The organism is Streptomyces sp. 2A115 (assembly GCF_052245575.1).
Lineage (GTDB): Bacteria > Actinomycetota > Actinomycetes > Streptomycetales > Streptomycetaceae > Streptomyces.
Window position 1 is genome coordinate 21602 of the sequence record NZ_JBQQCG010000100.1, and the last position, 16594, is coordinate 38195.

Consider the following 16594-nt stretch of genomic DNA (forward strand, 5'->3'; position numbering starts at 1 on the left):
CACGCTGGGGTGCGAGCTCAGAACAGCAGGCACCAGCCTGGATGACCTGGCGAAACAAAGACGCCTACACTCCCATTCGAAACGATCCGTACAGTATCTTCTTCACTGGAGAGCCGCCTTCGCGCCGACCTGCCCCCACGCACCCGTTCGCCATCCTGAGAGGTGCATGACATGCCTAAAGCCGTCGTAGTCGCTGCCGCCCGCACGCCCATCGGGCGCGCTTTCAAGGGTTCCCTGAAGGATGTCCGCCCCGACGACCTCGCGGTGACGGCGGTCCGTGCGGCCCTCGACCAGCTACCCGGACTGGACCCGACGCAGATCGATGACCTGCATCTCGGCTGCGCCGAGCCGAGCGGCGAGCACGGTGCCAACATCGCCCGCCGGGTGGCCGTACAGCTGGGGCTGGACGAGGTGCCCGGCACCACGGTCAACCGTTTCTGCTCGTCTTCCTTGCAGACCGCCCGGATGGCCTTCCACGCCATCAAGGCAGGAGAAGGCCACGTCTTCGTCAGCGCGGGTGTCGAGTGCGTCTCCCGCTACCGGCACTTCGGGCCCACCGGAGCGGATGCCGACGACGTCTTGAACCCGGCATTCGACCCGGCCAGGGACCGTACCGCGGAGGACGCGCGAACCAACGGCCTGTGGACCGATCCCCGCCGCGACGGCCTGCTGCCCGACGTCTACATCGGCATGGGGCAGACCGCGGAGAACGTCGCGGGCCTTTCCAAGATCAGCCGCCAGGAGCAGGATCACTACGCCCTGCGCAGCCAGCAGCTGTACGCCAAGGCCGCCGAGTCCGGGTTCCAGGCCCGGGAGATCACCCCTGTCCGAAGGCCCGACGGCACGGTGATCGCGACCGACGACAGCCCGCGCCCCGGCACCACGTACGAGGCTCTGGAAGGTCTCCAGCCGGCCTTCCGGCCCAACGGCTCGGTCACCGCAGGAAACTCCTGCCCGCTGAACGACGGAGCCGCCGCCGTGGTCATCATGAGCGACGTCAGGGCGCGAGAGCTCGGCATCACTCCCCTGGCCAGAATCGTGGCCACCGGCGTGTCCGGCCTGTCCCCGGAGATCATGGGCCTGGGACCGGTCGAGGCCACACGACGGGCCCTCGCGCACGCCGGCCTGTCGATCGGGGACATCGACCTGTTCGAGATGAACGAGGCGTTCGCCGTTCAGGTCATCGCCTCTCAGCGCGAACTCCGCATCCCGCTGGAAAGGCTCAACGTGCACGGTGGGGCCATCGCGCTGGGGCATCCGTTCGGTGCGACCGGCGCCCGCATCATGACCACGTTGATCAACGGTCTGCGTACGCGCGACGCGCAGTGGGGCGTGGAGACCATGTGCGTCGGAGGGGGGCAGGGCATGGCCATGGTGCTGGAACGCCTCAGCTGAACACCCCGTCGCGGATGTGGCGTCGCCTACCAGCCAGAAGGCCTCGGGCAGACGCCCGATGCACATGGGCGTACCCGCCGGGGAACTACAGCCCGTGCGACTCGGGCGGCCGTCAGCCCTCGCGGCGCAGCGCGGCCGGCGTCGTGCTGAGGTGGGAGCGGATCACTCGGGTCAGGTGCTCCTGGTGGGAGAAGCCGCAGGCCGCCGCCACCTGTGCGATGGGCATGGATCCCGCACGCAGCAGGCGGGCGGCCTGCTCCACCCGCAGTCGCACGAGGTACCGGTGCGGAGGGCGCCCCGTGCGGGCCTTGAAACGCCGGGCGAATTGGCTGACGCCGAGACCCGCGGCCGATGCCAGATCCTCCAGGGACAACGGCTCGGAAAGACGGGAGTCGATGAGTTCCCGAACGGCCGCGAACTGCAGGTCGCTCAGCCCCACTAGCCCTCCCGCAGGCTCCTCGACCCCCTGCCGCACGCTGTGGCGACGGGCCAGGTGGGCCGCGGTCATGAGCGTGAGCTGATCCGCATAGGCGCTGCCGCTGGGTTCCCAGCGCCGTACGACACCGTCGAGCGCCAGGACGAGCTGCTCCAGCAGCGGATCCGTGCTGCCGAACTCCTCCCTCAACCGCACCGGTCGGTCATCATCGGCCGTCGCTTGGAGGGCCGCGTCCGACAGGTAGACGTGCACGGTGTTGAGGTATCCGCCGAGTTCCACGTCCAGCTCCGTGGCCGCCGGATGCAGGAAGAGACCGCCGGGCGGCACCTGCTGGGCGGCCGTCAGTCCGCGGCGACCCCTGCGGACGGTGACGGGTCCGTCCAGATGCAGGATCACCAGGTTGCTGCCGGCTCCCTGGAAGGCGTCCCGGTACGGTAGTTCTCGCTGCGTCGACACATACAGCCGCTCCCAGCCGAGCCCCGCGCTGGTGCGGACGGGACGCACTCCCGGCCTGGCCAGTATTCCGTGGGTGTCGCCAAGCCCCATCTCGCTCATGCGGCCCTCCTTCGCGGCACAGTCTTCCCGCCCTCGGCATGGGCGGGCAAGCACGGACCGGGCGCCGCGCACGCCGTTTTTGTGCAGGGCGATGCCGCAATTGTGCAGGAACAGCCGACGCGGGAGCTCGAATACTGCGTAGACCCCCTGCCCCCGCAGTATGGAGAGCAGCTTCATGAGGAGTTTCGTGCACACAGTCGGACCGAGCCGGGCCGTCTTCGGCGCGGGCACGCTTCCGCAGGTCCGCGGTGAGGCGGAGCGGCTCGGCAGGTCCCGGGTCATGCTCGTCTCCGACGGGGCACCGGCCCTGCGCAAGGACACCGAACGGCTCCGTGACGCCCTGGGCGACCTGCTGGTGGCGGAGTTCGACGGAGCTGCCATGCACACTCCCGTCGAGGTGACCGAGCAGGCCCTGACAGTGCTGCGCGAGCATGACGTGGACTGCCTGGTGGCGATCGGCGGCGGCTCGACGACCGGCCTCGCGAAGGCGCTGGCGGTCCGTACGGACCTGCCCCAGGTCATCGTGCCCACCACCTACGCCGGCTCCGAGGTCACCCCCGTCCTCGGCGAGACGCGGAACGGCCGCAAGATCACCCGCTCCGCGCCCGAGATCCTGCCGGAAACGGTCGTCTACGACGTGGAGCTCACCCTCGGACTACCCGTTCCGATGGCGGTGACCAGCGGCGTCAACGCGCTGGCCCACGCCGTGGAGGCCCTCTACTCGCCGGATGCCACTCCGGTCACCGACGCCATGGCCCTGGAGGCGGTCGCGGCCGTCGCCCGCTCCCTGCCCGTCCTCCACGACGACCCCTCCGACCAGGAGGCACGGTCGGATCTTCTGCTGGCGGCATGGCTGGCGGGCACCTGCCTCGGTGCCGTCGGCATGGGACTGCACCACAAGCTGTGCCACACGCTGGGCGGCGCCTTCGGCCTTCCGCACGCCGAAACCCACACCGTGATTCTTCCGCACGCCATGGCGTACAACGCGCCCGCCGCGTCGGAGGCGATGGACCGCATCGCGCGCGCCCTGGGCGCGCCCGACGCCCCCACAGGCGTCTTCGACCTGATCCGCCGGGTCGGCGGCCCGACGGCACTGCGCGATCTCGGCATGGCCGAGGCCGACCTGGAGCGCGCGGCGGACCTGGCCACCTCCCAGCCGTATCCGAACCCGCGCGAGCTGACCCGCACCGGCCTCACGGGCCTGCTGCGGGACGCCTGGCAGGGCCGTCGCCCCCAGGCGGCGGCCGGGGCCCTACCCGACCTGCGCCCGCTGACCGACGAGGTCGTGGCGAGCTTCGACGGCTGCGCGGACCCGCGCCTGCGGCAACTGCTGACCGACCTCGTGCGCACCCTGCACTCCTACACGGCCCGCAACGACCTCACCCCGCTGGAGTGGCAGCAGGCCATCGCCTTCCTCACCGAGGCCGGCCACATCACCACCGTCACCCGGCAGGAGTTCATCCTCCTGTCCGACACCCTCGGGATGTCCAGCGTGGTCGACGCCCTGGCCAACTCCCGTACCCCGGACACCACTTCGTCCGCGATCCTCGGCCCGTTCTACGTCGCCGGACCACCCGCCGCCGACCACGGCAGCGACATCGCCGGAGACTTCACGGGTACGCCGATGTTGGCAGACATCCAGGTGACCGACCAGGACGGGGAGCCGGTCGCCGGTGCTGTCGTGGACGTGTGGCAGTCCAACGAGGACGGCTTCTACGACGTCCAACTCCCCGACCTGGACGGGCCTGTGCTCCGCGCCCGATTCACCACCGACGCCGATGGACGGTTCACGTTCTGGTCGATCCTTCCGTCGGAATACCCGATCCCGGACGACGGTCCGGTCGGCAAGATGCTCTCCGCTGTGGGCCGTCACCCTTACCGCGCTCCCCATGTGCACTTCCTGATCAACGCCCCCGGACACCAGCCGCTGATCACCCAGCTGTTCGTACGTGGCGGGGCCTACCTCGACGGAGTCCCCGGGCAACGCGACGCGGTCTTCGGCGTCAAGGACGACCTGATCACCGACTTCACACCGCGCACCGGCCCGGCGCCCGACGGCCGACCGGTCGACGGCGAGTGGCGCCTGCTTGAGTTCACCTTCCGCATCGCGCGCCTCGACCAGCACTGATGGCGCGATCCCCTGACGACCTTTCACGCAGCCTGACGGAGAGAGCATGAGAACACCTGAAAATTACGACACCGATGTCCTGGTCGTCGGCAGCGGACCCGCCGGCGGCACCGCCGCCCTCCTGCTCGCCACCTACGGCATACGCACCCACCTGGTCACCAAATACGGCTGGCTCGCCGACACTCCGCGCGCCCACATCACCAACCAGCGCGCCATGGAGGTCTTCCGTGACCTCGGCATCGAGAAGCAAGCGCTGGAGAAGGGCACCCCGAACCACCTGATGGGCGACACCGTCTTCGCCACCTCACTCCTCGGCGACGAGATCGGCCGCATCCGCACCTGGGGCACCGGCGACGAGAGCCTGACCGAATACGCGGCCCAGAGCCCCTGCGGCATGATCGACCTCCCGCAGACCTACCTGGAGCCCATCCTCCTGGCCAACGCCGCCAAGCGGGGCGCCATCGTCCGACTGAACACCGAGCTCATCGACTTCGAACAGGACGCGGACGGCGTAACCGCGCGCCTGCGCGACCGGCCCAGCGGAACCGAGCACACCGTCCGCGCCCGCTACATGATCGGCGCCGACGGCGGCCGCAGCATCGTCGCGGACAAGCTCGGACTGCCCATGGAAGGACAGATGGGCAAGGCCGGCAGCATGAACATCGTCTTCAGGGCCGACCTCACGCAGCACGTCGAGCACCGTCCCAGCGTCCTGTACTGGATCATGCGCCCAGGCGCCGACGTCGGCGGCATCGGCATGGGTCTGCTGCGCATGGTCCGGCCCTGGAACGAGTGGCTCATCGTCTGGGGCTACGACATCGACAACCCCCCGCCGAAGGTCACCGACGAAGCGGCGGCAGCGATCGTCCGGGACCTCGTCGGCGACGACGAACTCGACGTGCAGATCGACAGCGCCGCCCTCTGGACGGTCAACCACGCCTACGCGACACGGCTGCACGCCGGCCGCGTCTTCTGCGCCGGCGACGCCGTGCACCGGCACCCGCCGTCCAACGGCCTCGGCTCCAACACCTCCGTCCAGGACTCCTACAACCTGGCCTGGAAGCTCGCGGCCGTCATCAAGGGGCACGCCGGGCCTGAGCTGCTGGACACCTACACCGACGAACGAGCCCCCGTCGCGAAGCAGATCGTCGAACGCGCGAACCTCTCCCGCGACGAGTTCCTGCCCCTCTTCGAGGCCCTCGGCGTCGTCGGCGGGGACGAGGAGGGCATCACCAAGGCCCTGCACGCGGCGCGGCAGCCGGACGCCGACGGTGCGAAGAAGCGGCGCGCCATCCGCGAGGCGATCGAGCTGAAGAACTACGAGTTCAACGCGCACGGCGTCGAGCACAACCAGCGCTACCAGTCGGCAGCCGTCATCCCCGACGGCACCGTGGAGACGATCTCCCGCGACGACGAACTCTTCGGGCGCCCGACCTCACGCCCCGGCGCGAAGCTGCCGCACGCCTGGCTCGCCGACGACAGGGGCGGGCGCGTCTCGACGCTCGACCTGATCGGCAAGGGCAGCTTCTCCGTCGTCACCGGTCTCGCCGGAACGGCGTGGGCCGACGCCGCCGACACGCTGGCCCAGGAGCTCGGTCTCGACCTGCGCGGCGTCGTCATCGACCGCGACGCGCACGACGCGTACGGCGAGTGGAGCCGCCGCGCGGAGATCGACGAGGAGGGCGTGCTGCTGGTCCGCCCCGACGGGTACGTTGCCTGGCGGCGGCCCAGCGGTGCCACCGACATCGCCGAGGCGACCCGCCTGCTGAGGGAAGCGCTGACCGCGGCGCTCTGCAGGCCCGCACTTCTGTGACGGCGAGCGGCGCCGGCGTCCGGAGTGAGTGAGCGCCGATCCCGCCGGGGATACCGTCGGGCTCGGCGCGGAAGGCGCCGCGGACATCTTCGCGGTCAAGGTAGCCGAGTCCGGCGATCTCCGCGATCGAACGGATCACCACCATCGCGGAGACCGTCGGCATCCCCAGCCACGGCGGCACCACCATCGAGAGCTCCCCCGGCACGGTCGCCGACACCGCCTGTTCTGCACCACACCCGGCGTCGGCACCGGATCAGAGTGCTTGGCCCTCTCCTGCTCACCGACGACCTGGTGGCCGATCCGGTCGCCTGCACCGACGCCGAATTCCGGCCGCCCACGGCACCCGGACTCGGCGTCACCTTCGGCGACGCCCAAATCGCCGAGTTCACCTGCGGGGTCGTCCAACCAATTCATCCATCAGCGGAGGAAGACCCATGGCTCAACGGCGAGCACAAACCTCCCATGACGCTCCGGCCACCGCTCCGCGCGGTGAGTACCTGATCAGGGGCGGCCATGTCCTGAGCGTCGACCCCGAGATCGGGGACATCGCCGAAGGCGACGTACACGTCCGTGACGGTGTGATAACCGGCGTGGCTCAGAAGATCGATGCACCGGACGCCGAGGTGATCGACGCGCGTGACTGCGTCGTGATGCCAGGATTCGTCGACGTGCACTGGCACATGTGGAACTCGGTCCTGCGTGGCATGTCGCACGACGCCGTCCAGTACTTCGGCCTGTTCCACCTGGCTCAGTTCTACACAGCTCGGGACCACTACTGGGCAGTCCGGTACGCGGCCACGGAAGCGGTCAACGCCGGACTGACCGCCTGCCACAACTGGGCCCACGGGCTGCGCGACTTCGCGGACGCCGAGGCCGAGATGCAGGCCCTGGCCGACTCGGGTCTGCGCGCCCGTTTCGGTTACGGCGACACGCTACCGGGACTCGACGGCTCGATCGGCGAGGCCGAACTGAAGCGTGCTCTCGCTTGGTTGGACGAGCACGGTGACGGCCGTGTCAGTCTCGGCATCGCGATCCAGAACGGCAAGGCGCTGCCCGAAGAGGTACGCGCGGCGCGTGGACTCGGCCTCCGGACGATCGCACCCCACACCGACTTCTCCGGGCATCTCGATCTGATCGGGCCGGACTTTCTGTACACCCACGGTGCCGGAGCCCCAGCCGAAGAGATCGCCTTCGTCGCGGCCACCGGGATGAAAGTGGGACTTTGTCCGTCCACCGACCCCCTGGTGGGCGCGGGACTGCCACCGTTGCAGGAGATGCTCGCCGGTGGCGTCCGCTTCGAGGACATCGGCTTCTCCGTCGACGTCAACTGTCAGACCGCCGTGGATCCGTTCGCGTCCATGCGCATCCTCCTCCATGCCGCACGCATCGCACAGCGTCCCGAAACCTCGTTCACCGATGTGGTGGCACAGGACTTCTTCGGCGATGGCCCGCAGACGCCCCTCATGCACCCCCGGGAAGTCATCGAGCTCGCGACCCTGGGCGGTGCCCGCGTACTCGGCCTGGACGAGGTGACCGGATCGCTCACCCCCGGCAAGCGCGCGGATGTGATCCTCGTCCGCATGGACCAGATCAACATGCTCCCGGCGCCCGGCAACGACCCCAGTCTCCAACTCGTCCAGAGCGCGGGGCCGGCGAACGTCGACACGGTGATCGCCGACGGACGCATCCTGAAACAGGACGGTCGCCTGCGCCACGCCGACGCCGCCGTCGTGAGCGCACAGGCCGTGGCCACCCAAGTCGGGATCCGCGAGAGAGCCTCTCGGGACGCGTCCCCGGATGCCCGGCCACGCACTTGATCGCACCGAGGTCGCGCTTCGGCACCGCCACGACTGACAACACCACCAGCCAACAACACCGAAGAGGGACGGTGTCCGCATCGCCGACAGACCACCAGTGGGTGCGCCGGGTCGTCACAGCCAACACCGCAGAGGGCACGGCCACGATCGCCACCGATGTTCGTCACCGCGTCGAGAGCAGCGGGAAGGACGGCCCTGCCGTCGTCGACCTGTGGAAGACAACGCTCGTGGACGACGAGCTCCTGGCCCACGGCACGATGACCACCGGCACGCCCTCTGGCACCACCCTGTCGAGCGGCGCGATGCCAGCGGCGTTGTCGTGGACGGAGGCGGCCAGTACCACCACCGCGATCGGCAGGCCCAGCACGTCGACGGCCAGTCCGCGCTTGCGGCCGGGCACTTTCTTGTTCGCGTCCCGTCCGGTGGTTTCGGCCGGGACTCCGGCGGCGGCGTGCAGGCTCTGGGTGTCGAGCACCACCAGGCTGGGGTCGGCTAATCGGCCCTTCTTCTCCCGGACCTGCCAGCGTAGTCAGGTCACATACCGCCCTCTCAGGTGTGCGCCGGCGCACGACGCCGCCGGTCGGCGCGGCTGCCGAACGCCCAAGCCAGCACCGTCAACACGCTGAGGGTCAGACCGAGCACACACACCCCGGTCCAGGCTCCCGTCCCGTATACGGCGCCCGTTAGCCCAGAGCCGACGGCTCCGCCGATGAAGTATGCCGTCATGTAGGCCGAGTTGACACGGCTCAGCGCACCGCTGTCCAACTGGTAGATGCGGCTCTGGTTGGCGACCTGGAGTCCTTGCACTGCCAGAGTGAACAGCGCGGCTCCGATGATGACCGGCGCGATGAGGTGGTTTCCGAAGAACAGGACCGCCCAGGACAAGGCGAGCAACAGGCAACTGAGGGTGGTCAGCAGGCCCCCACGTCCCCGGTCGGTGAGTGATCCGACCGGTCGGGCCACCAGACTGCCTACAACTCCAAGCAGCCCGAACAATCCGATGGTTCCCATGGAGTAGTGGTAAGGCGATCCGCTCAGCAGCATGGTCAGGGCGGTCCACAGCACCGAGAACCCGGCGAAGCTGAGACCACCGAGCGCCATCCGCACGCGAAGCACCGGCTCCCGCCTGATGATTCGGAACGTGGAGGCCAGCAGCGCCCCGTAGCCGATCCGCGTGGAGGACGTCACCACCGGCATCCGTAGCCGCAGGACCAGGGCGAGCACCCCCATGGCCACAGCGGCAGCGCCGTAGACCGTGCGCCAGCCGGCGAGATCGGCAAGGTAACCGGCCACGGTGCGGGCCAGCACAGAGCCGAGCAGCAGCCCCATCGCCATGGTGCCGACGACCCGGCCGCGATGATGTGCCGGCGCAAGTTCGGTGGCGAACGGGACCAGCACCTGCGCGGTCGAGGCGCCTGCTCCGGCGACGGCGGCGGCAGCCAAAAAGAGCGGGGCGGAAAAAGCGATCGCCATCACCGCCAGGGCGACCGCCGTGGTCAGCGACATCAACGGCACGAACTTCGCTCGATCGACGAGGTCACCCAGTGGCAACAGAAGGAGCAGTCCTACCGCGTAGCCTGCCTGCGTCAACGTGATGAGGAGTGCGGCCGTGGACGAGGACGTATGCAGCCCGCGCGCGATGGCGTCGAGCAGCGGTTGCCCGTAGTAGAGATTGGCCACGCACAGCCCCGTGGCCGTGGCCAGGAGCCCGGTGCCCCCTCTCGTCTTGTGCGACGTGTGCTGGTGAAGCGAGTCGGCCTTGACACCGACAGACATGATTCTCCTTGGAGTTGAGACCGTGGGGCAGTCCCGGCGGCCGACATGCCACCGTTCCGGCGCGAAGGGGGAAGCAGGTCTTCGGACGACGCTGGCCGAATCAGGTGGTCCGTAGGTGCCGCCGCGGCCTACAGACAACCGCGGCGGCACTCACGGCAATCGCTACGGTCCGCCTCCTCGCCGGGGTGTCCGGCGACGGGCCTCCGTAGGCAGGGCCGTCCCTACGGTCCCCTCAACCAGTTGATGGTTCTGTAGGGACGAAACGAACGTGCCTACCTGCAGACGTTGCGCTGCGACCCGAGGCCGGAGATCTCACTGTCCATCACGTCCCCCGCGCGCAGGAACCGCCCGTAGTGGGAACCATTGCCCTCCGGCGAGCCGGTGATGAGCATGTCGCCCGGCTGCAGGACCAACCGGTGGGAGACGTAGGAGATGAGGGCGGGGATGTCGAAGACCATGTCACCCGTGTTGCCCTTCTGCATGACCTTGCCGTTGAGCCGCAGGGTGATGTCGAGATCGTGCGGGTCGGCCACGAACCGCGACGGGACGACGTACGGTCCCGTGGGGTAGAAGCCGGGCTGGTTCTTCGACCGCATCCAGTCCGTGCCCATCATGGGGATCTCCGGGCGGGGCACCAGACTGCGCGTGGTGAGGTCGTTGCAGATGGTGTAGCCCGCGACGTAGTCCAGTGCCTCGGCAGGGCTCACCTCTCGCGCCTCGCGACCGATGATCACGCCCAGCTCGAGTTCCCAGTCGTGGTTCTCACCGATGGAGGGCAGGACGATGTCGTCGTAAGGGCCGCTGATGGCTGACGGAACGCCGATCCAAACATACGGCTCACCGTTCGCCCGGCGCTCGTCGATCTCCCGGGCAGCCTGCTCGCGCAGCTCCTCCTCGGTGGCGTCCGCCTTCCCCAGGCGGTGCGCCACCGTGATCTGGATGACGTGCTCGCGATAGTTGGCTCCGGCAGCGATGATCTGCCCCGGCAGTTGGACCGGGGCCAGCACCCGCAGGTCGCCGAGCGGCAGCCCGGGGCCTACGGGCGCGTCGGCGAGACCCTGCAGCGCATCGAGGGCCGCCTCCCAGTCAGCGAGCAGGTCCCGGGTGGTGGCGGCCTCGGGCAGAACGGCCCGGGTGCCGTACACCTTGTCATCCAGGACGATGCCGGGGAACGGGCTGCCGGACGCTTCGGCGAACGTTCCCAGGGAGAAGGGCGTACTGCTCATGGGTGTCCTCAATTTTCTGGTGATGGCGGGCGGACCAGCCGGGCGGGATTCTGCTCGGCGTCATCCGCGGGCCCCGGGTCCACGGCGTCGCTCAGAAGGCTGGCTTGAGCGAGCGGCTGACCGGGAGCTCGATCTTGTCTTGTGTACTCATGTGCGGGATCCCGTGCGTCAGCCGACTCACCAGGCATGCGAGGGGATCCCGTCCAGAGTCACCGGCCGTAGAAGGCCGGCGACTTGTCATGGCGGGGCGGGCTGCCGACGCATGGACAGCCCGCCCTCGTCTCATACGGGGGGTGCGATGAACAGTCCGCGGTCGGGGTCGTTGAACATCTCCCTGGACACAAAGTCGTTCATGGGGTTGGAGGTTCCCCACTGGTCCGAGGTCTCCGGGTCGTCGGTGCTGTAGAGGTGGGGATGCCAGGTGTCCTCGTCCAGCGTCTCCAGCTCCGTGGTGTACTCCATGGTGTTGCCGTTGGGGTCGTGGAAGTACGTGAAGGTGTTGTCGCCCGCGCGGTGCCGGCCCGGGCCCCACACCTTGTGGACTCCGTCGCGCATGAGACGGCCGCTGCCGCGCATGTACTCGTCCAGCCCCCGCATTTCGAACGACGCGTGGTGCAGCGAGACATGCGGGCACCGGGCGATCGCCATGCTGTGGTGCTGCGGGTTGCACCGCATGAACCACATGATCCCGCCCAGCTTCGGATGCACATTGGTGTCGGTGAGCCGGAAGTCCAGGTACTTCTCGTAGAAGGCTTGCAGTCGCTCCGGTTCAGGCGAGTTGAGGACCACGTGCGACAACCGCACGGGAATGTCCTCGCGCTCCTCGACCTTGCGGTGGGTTCGGGCGGCGACCTCGGTGGAGATCTCGATGGTGCGCCCTTCGACGTCGAAGAACCGGAAGCCGTAGCCGCCGCCCGGCGTCTGCAGCGTGTCCGGCCCTCCCACCAGTTTCACGCCGTCCCTGGCCAGTCGCGTGGCCAGAGCGTCCACCGTCGCACGGTCGGCCGCGCCGTAGGCCACCAGGTCCAGACGCTTGTCCTGAGAGCGGCGGACACGGATCACGTACTGCTCCGGCGAACCCTCAGCGGCGAAGTACGTGAGGTCACCGTCTGTGCCGACCTTGGCCAGTCCCCACTTTTCCTCGTAGAAAGCGACCTGCTTCTCGTAGTCCTGCACCGCGATGTCCACGTGCCGCAGATGAGTGATCGGTCGATCAGGCATGACGAACTCCATTAGTGATGATGATGAGTGATTGCGGGGTTGCGGAGTTGCGACGATCAGCTCAAGGCCGCCGACCCCTCGGTCCGAGTCATGTCTCGCTGGGCCTCCCGCTCGAGTCCCAGAGGCAGCATGCGGAGCAGTTCTTCGAGGCTTTGGGCCGTCTGCGCAGTCCCGGCCACGTAGCGGTCGGGACGGACCACGACGGCCGGGGACATCACGGATTGGAGCAGCTCACCGATCTGCTCCATCGAGGTGAGCACAGTGATTTCGGGCTCGTCCTCCAGGGATGCACGGAGGGAGGCGGGAAGCCCGGCCAGCAGTTCGGGCTCAGCGGCAAGCAGGAAGCGATTCCCCGCTATGTCGTCGAGACGTGTCCCGTCGTGCAGCAGTGGCTGAATCGAGAGGCGCCCGGCGTGCACGTCGACGTCTCCCGTGTGCAACCCGGGTCCCAGGGCTGGGTCTGCGGGGAAGCCCTTCTCGGGCTCGGCGAGAAAATGAGCATCCCGCTGGGCAGCGACATGAGCGTCGGTGGTCTGCACGAGGTTGGCCATCGTCGCCGCCTCGTTGACCCAGTACCAAGCGTGGGGCCGACGCTCGGACTCGTAGGTGTCGAGCAGGGACTCGGGGGCCCTTCCGCTGGAGACGAGCCGCAGTTTCCACACCAGATTGGTCACGTCCCGCATACCGGCGCACAAACCCTGACCGAACAGGGGCGGCGCCTGGTGGGCGGCATCACCCGCGAGGAACACGTTGCCAACCCGCCACCGCTCCGCAACGCGGGCGCGGAAGGTGTAGATAGAGCGACGATCCGGGGTGAAGTTCTCAGGTGTGAGGAGGCCCTTGCTGAGCCGGGCAATCCCCTCGGGCGTGATGATCTCGTCCGGATCGTCGCCCGCCAGTACTTTGAGCTCGATGCGCGCACGGTCGCCGGGCAGCCTGAGCCAGAGCGCGGGCCTCGTGTGCCGGCCCAGAAGCACCATGTCGCCCTCGATGTCCGCGGTCCCGTGCAGGTGTCCATCGGCCACGAGCCACGGGTCGTCGACGCCGAGGTTCTCGACGGGGATGCCGAGCGCTTCCCTGACCGTGGAGTTGGCACCGTCGCAGGCGACCACCCAGCGCGCGGTGATCGTGTGCCGCGCTCCCTCGGTCGTCCGGACATGGCAGCGGACGCCTTCCTCGTCCTCCTCGATTTCCTCGAGCGTCGTCCCGAGGCGGAGATCCACACCAGGGAGCCGGTCGACCTCGGCGCGCAGCAGCGCGTCGATCTCCGGCTGATGGAACAGGTTCTCGCCGTGCCACGCCTGCGATCCCCACTGTCCGGTCACGAAGGACAAGAGGGTCTCCCCGGCTTCGTTCTCCATCCGGTAATGACGCATCGGACTTGTCACAGCGGACACCTGAGACGCAAGGCCGATGGGCTGGAAGGAGCGCATCGCCTCGGCATCGAAGTGCACGGCGCGGGCCTGCTTCCACATTTCGGGCCACATCTCGATACCCACGGCCTGCACGCCGGCATGGCCCAACTCGGCCAGCATCTTCACGCCGATGGGGCCACCGCCGACGACCAGGACTTCGCAGTCTTGGGACACCAAATTTCCCCTGATTCTCTCTGGTACTTGTTGGAAGTACCGCTCTTACTTGGGCACTCCGTCGGCCCGTGCCGGACCTTCCGGCCGCCCCGGCTGTGCGCCCCTGTTGGCCCGGAGTCAGCCCCGGCGCGAGCGGCGCGCCGATCGCGCACGTGAGTGGTGGGTGCTGAGTCCGTAGAACTCTGTGACGAAACCCGCGTCACCGCCCGGCCTTCCCATCTGCGCGCGCTCGTGTGCTGCGCGGGGCAGCAGACGTCGGGGGTGGGCAGTTTGGGCCGATGTCACGGCCGCAACTCCGCGCCAAGAGGCCCGTCGGCGTACGGATCCCCGGCGCCCGGTACGGGCTGCGGCAGCAGGCCGAACCCGTCGCGCATCGACAGGATCCGCTCCAGACCCGCACGCGCGGGAACCAACGACTCCGGACGCGTCCGCAACGCCGCCCGCGCCGAAGCCGGGCCCGTGACCACCTCTCGCCATCAGGTCCAGCACCTGCTCGTGCGACTCATCGCAGAGCCACTGCCGCGCGGCTTCCAACGCCGCCAAATACAGCAGAAGCCCGTCGCCATCCGCCTTCAACACCCCCGGGCCGGCTAGTACGCCCTGTCCAGGAAAGTCCGGCACCTCCGTCTCCACAGAGGCCAGAGACACGAAGCCCTCCCCCGTCGCCCGCTCATCCAGAGGCGGCCCGAGCAACGTCGCATCGATCGACCCCGCACGCAGCGCCTCCCACCGCTCACGCACCCCACCCACCGGCAGCAACGTGTAGTCAGTGGCCGACAGACCACGCCGAGCGAGCAGATAACGCAACACCACCGCGAACCCGTTGTTCACGGCGTCGACGCCCAGCACCGCGCCCCGCAGTCCCTGCACCCCGGCCACCGAGGGCCGGGCAACCAGCTCAAGAGGCGTTGTCGACTCCACCTGGGCCACGATCCGAAGATCCCCGCCGTCGGCGTTCCAGACCAAGAGGTTGTCCATGGCTGTGACGCCGACATCGACGTTCCCGCTCAGCAACCGGTCTCTCTGATCCGTCGACGACTCGATTAGCACCGTCTCGACGTCCACACCCATGTCGGCGTAGATCCCCAGCTCGTCGGCTACGACACAGACAGAAGGCGGCACGAACACCGCCCGTCGAAGGCACACCGTCATCGGGCGCCCTCCTTCCTGCGAAAGGCAACGCAACAACACTACATTCGAAACGATACGTTTCGCATCTCATGCACTTCATCCCGCCCCCTTGCTGAACGAAGGAACAGCGTGAACTGGACTCATGACGCATTACTCGTGCCGTCGCGCTCCGACGGGGTGACGCCGGCCACAGAACCTCCTCTCCGGCAATACGAGCCGCGATGGGCCGACACAGCAGGGGAAGCGCGAGATACTCAAGACCACGAAGGGCCGCGTCCGCATGGATCGCTCGAACCAGGACGGTCGGCGCGCACGCCCCCGGGAGCAGCTGAGAACCTGCCGTGCTTCTTGACGGGCGCCAAGCCATTCGATACGTTTCGTATCTATTTCTGGGTACGCGCATGCCAATCGCGTCGGCATGGGGACTGCGGTCGCACCTGAGGTGAATTTCTACTGTGGCTGTACGAAGCGAATCGAGCCGTCGCGCGATCCTCGACGCGACCATGGACCTTCTCGTTCGTGATGGACGGCGTGCCATCACAGTGCAGAAGCTGACCATGGAGGCGATCGCCAAGCGGGCCAAGGTCAGCAAGGCGACGATCTACCGGTGGTGGCCCAGCAAGGCCGCCGTCGTCATCGACGCCTTCATGGAAAACCACCTGGCGCACACCCGCATCCCCGAAGGGGTACCGGTACGCGACGCCCTCCTGGCACACCTCAAGTCGCTGATCACTCACTACGCCGGCCCGCAGGGCAAACTCGTCGCCCAGATCATCGCCGAGGGGCAGTACGACCCCGAGACCATGGCCAACTTCCGCGAGCGCTTCTGGCAGGGGCGCGCCGCGGCCGTCGAGAAACTGATGCGCAGGGGAATCGACGAAGGCGTCTTCCGGCCGGACCTGGACCCGAGCGCGGCAGCCCAGTTGTTCTACGCACCGGTCTACTTCCATCTCCTCTTCGGCGTCAGCCCGCTCGACGACGCACTTGCCGAACAACTCGTTGACTTGGGAATCCGAGACCTAGCAGCCCATCCAGTCCAGGACGGAACAGCCCGAGTTCTCAGCACTCCCACCCAAGCCGGACCAGGTAGTTGGTCCTCCTGCGCTCCCGACTGATTCCTAAGGGTCTGTACGGTCAACGGTGGATCTTGAAAGTGGAGTGACACCTGATGACAGACGTGACCGGGTCGGCTGAGGCCGTGTAGGAAGTGCAGTCGGCCGGGCTGAAGCCAGACGATCTGGACGACCAGCTGATTAGTCAGCTGGTCGACGGGGCCCAGGCCAGCGGGATCAAACTCACCGGTCAGGGCGGGCTGCTGCAGCAGCTGCCAAAAGGATCCTGGAGTCCTTGAAGGCGAGATCAGCGACCACTTCAGGCCTGAGCTTGGCGTTTAACGTCGCAGGTCACTCGACCTGCTGAGATCCTCGGAAACCGGCGGCACGTGACGCGGCCGTTCTTCACGCTTCGAGATGTCGAGTAACGAAGCACGAAAGAACGGCCGCTGCTA

Annotated in this window: 11 protein-coding genes and 2 pseudogenes; 6 read left to right on the top strand and 7 right to left on the bottom strand. The window is 68.0% G+C overall.

Annotation, left to right across the window (positions count from 1 at the left end):
• Positions 1 to 171 precede the first annotated feature (171 nt).
• Positions 172 to 1395 carry an acetyl-CoA C-acetyltransferase gene (locus ACTWQR_RS48135; RefSeq protein ID WP_443233672.1) on the top strand — a complete coding sequence of 408 codons (1224 nt, stop codon included), beginning with the start codon at positions 172 to 174 and terminating at the stop codon, positions 1393 to 1395.
• A 112-nt stretch (positions 1396 to 1507) separates the two neighbouring features.
• On the opposite strand, the gene ACTWQR_RS48140 is transcribed toward ACTWQR_RS48135, so the two are convergent.
• Positions 1508 to 2386 (bottom strand): helix-turn-helix domain-containing protein, encoded by an 879-nt coding sequence (locus ACTWQR_RS48140; protein WP_443233673.1) that lies wholly within the window; start codon positions 2384 to 2386, stop codon positions 1508 to 1510.
• Positions 2387 to 2573: 187 nt separating this feature from the next.
• On the opposite strand from ACTWQR_RS48140, the gene ACTWQR_RS48145 reads away from it, so the two are divergent.
• From ACTWQR_RS48145 to ACTWQR_RS48155, 3 genes are all read left to right on the top strand, one after another.
• Positions 2574 to 4514 carry a maleylacetate reductase and hydroxyquinol 1,2-dioxygenase domain-containing protein gene (locus ACTWQR_RS48145; protein ID WP_443233674.1) on the top strand — a complete coding sequence of 647 codons (1941 nt, stop codon included), beginning with the start codon at positions 2574 to 2576 and terminating at the stop codon, positions 4512 to 4514.
• Positions 4515 to 4560: 46 nt separating this feature from the next.
• Entirely contained in the window at positions 4561 to 6327 is a 1767-nt protein-coding gene (locus tag ACTWQR_RS48150; protein WP_443233675.1) for an FAD-dependent oxidoreductase, read from the top strand.
• A 434-nt stretch (positions 6328 to 6761) separates the two neighbouring features.
• Positions 6762 to 8144, top strand: coding sequence for an amidohydrolase family protein (locus ACTWQR_RS48155; RefSeq protein WP_443233676.1), 1383 nt, complete (start codon positions 6762 to 6764; stop codon positions 8142 to 8144).
• A 286-nt stretch (positions 8145 to 8430) separates the two neighbouring features.
• On the opposite strand, the pseudogene ACTWQR_RS48160 reads toward ACTWQR_RS48155, so the two are convergent.
• The 6 genes and pseudogenes from ACTWQR_RS48160 to ACTWQR_RS48185 form a co-directional block, all read right to left on the bottom strand.
• Positions 8431 to 8673 (bottom strand): annotated as a pseudogene (locus ACTWQR_RS48160) (transposase); the annotation flags it as partial.
• 20 nt (positions 8674 to 8693) lie between these two features.
• Entirely contained in the window at positions 8694 to 9920 is a 1227-nt protein-coding gene (locus ACTWQR_RS48165) for an MFS transporter (protein ID WP_443233677.1), read from the bottom strand.
• A gap of 272 nt (positions 9921 to 10192) precedes the next feature.
• A complete protein-coding gene (locus ACTWQR_RS48170) occupies positions 10193 to 11146 on the bottom strand; it encodes a fumarylacetoacetate hydrolase family protein (RefSeq protein ID WP_443233678.1) in 954 nt (317 codons plus the stop codon).
• A 282-nt stretch (positions 11147 to 11428) separates the two neighbouring features.
• Entirely contained in the window at positions 11429 to 12367 is a 939-nt protein-coding gene (locus ACTWQR_RS48175; RefSeq protein WP_443233679.1) for a VOC family protein, read from the bottom strand.
• A 56-nt stretch (positions 12368 to 12423) separates the two neighbouring features.
• Positions 12424 to 13956: a bifunctional 3-(3-hydroxy-phenyl)propionate/3-hydroxycinnamic acid hydroxylase gene (locus ACTWQR_RS48180; protein WP_443233680.1), complete on the bottom strand. Its 1533-nt coding sequence runs from the start codon at positions 13954 to 13956 to the stop codon at positions 12424 to 12426.
• Between the two features lie 117 nt (positions 13957 to 14073).
• Entirely contained in the window at positions 14074 to 15108 is a 1035-nt protein-coding gene (locus ACTWQR_RS48185; RefSeq protein WP_443233681.1) for an ABC transporter substrate-binding protein, read from the bottom strand.
• Positions 15109 to 15542: 434 nt separating this feature from the next.
• On the opposite strand from ACTWQR_RS48185, the gene ACTWQR_RS48190 reads away from it, so the two are divergent.
• Together ACTWQR_RS48190 and ACTWQR_RS48195 are read left to right on the top strand one after the other, a co-directional pair.
• Positions 15543 to 16202: a TetR/AcrR family transcriptional regulator gene (locus ACTWQR_RS48190; RefSeq protein ID WP_443233682.1), complete on the top strand. Its 660-nt coding sequence runs from the start codon at positions 15543 to 15545 to the stop codon at positions 16200 to 16202.
• A 92-nt stretch (positions 16203 to 16294) separates the two neighbouring features.
• Positions 16295 to 16457, top strand: a pseudogene (locus ACTWQR_RS48195) (IS256 family transposase); the annotation flags it as partial.
• Between the last annotated feature and the right edge of the window lie 137 nt (positions 16458 to 16594).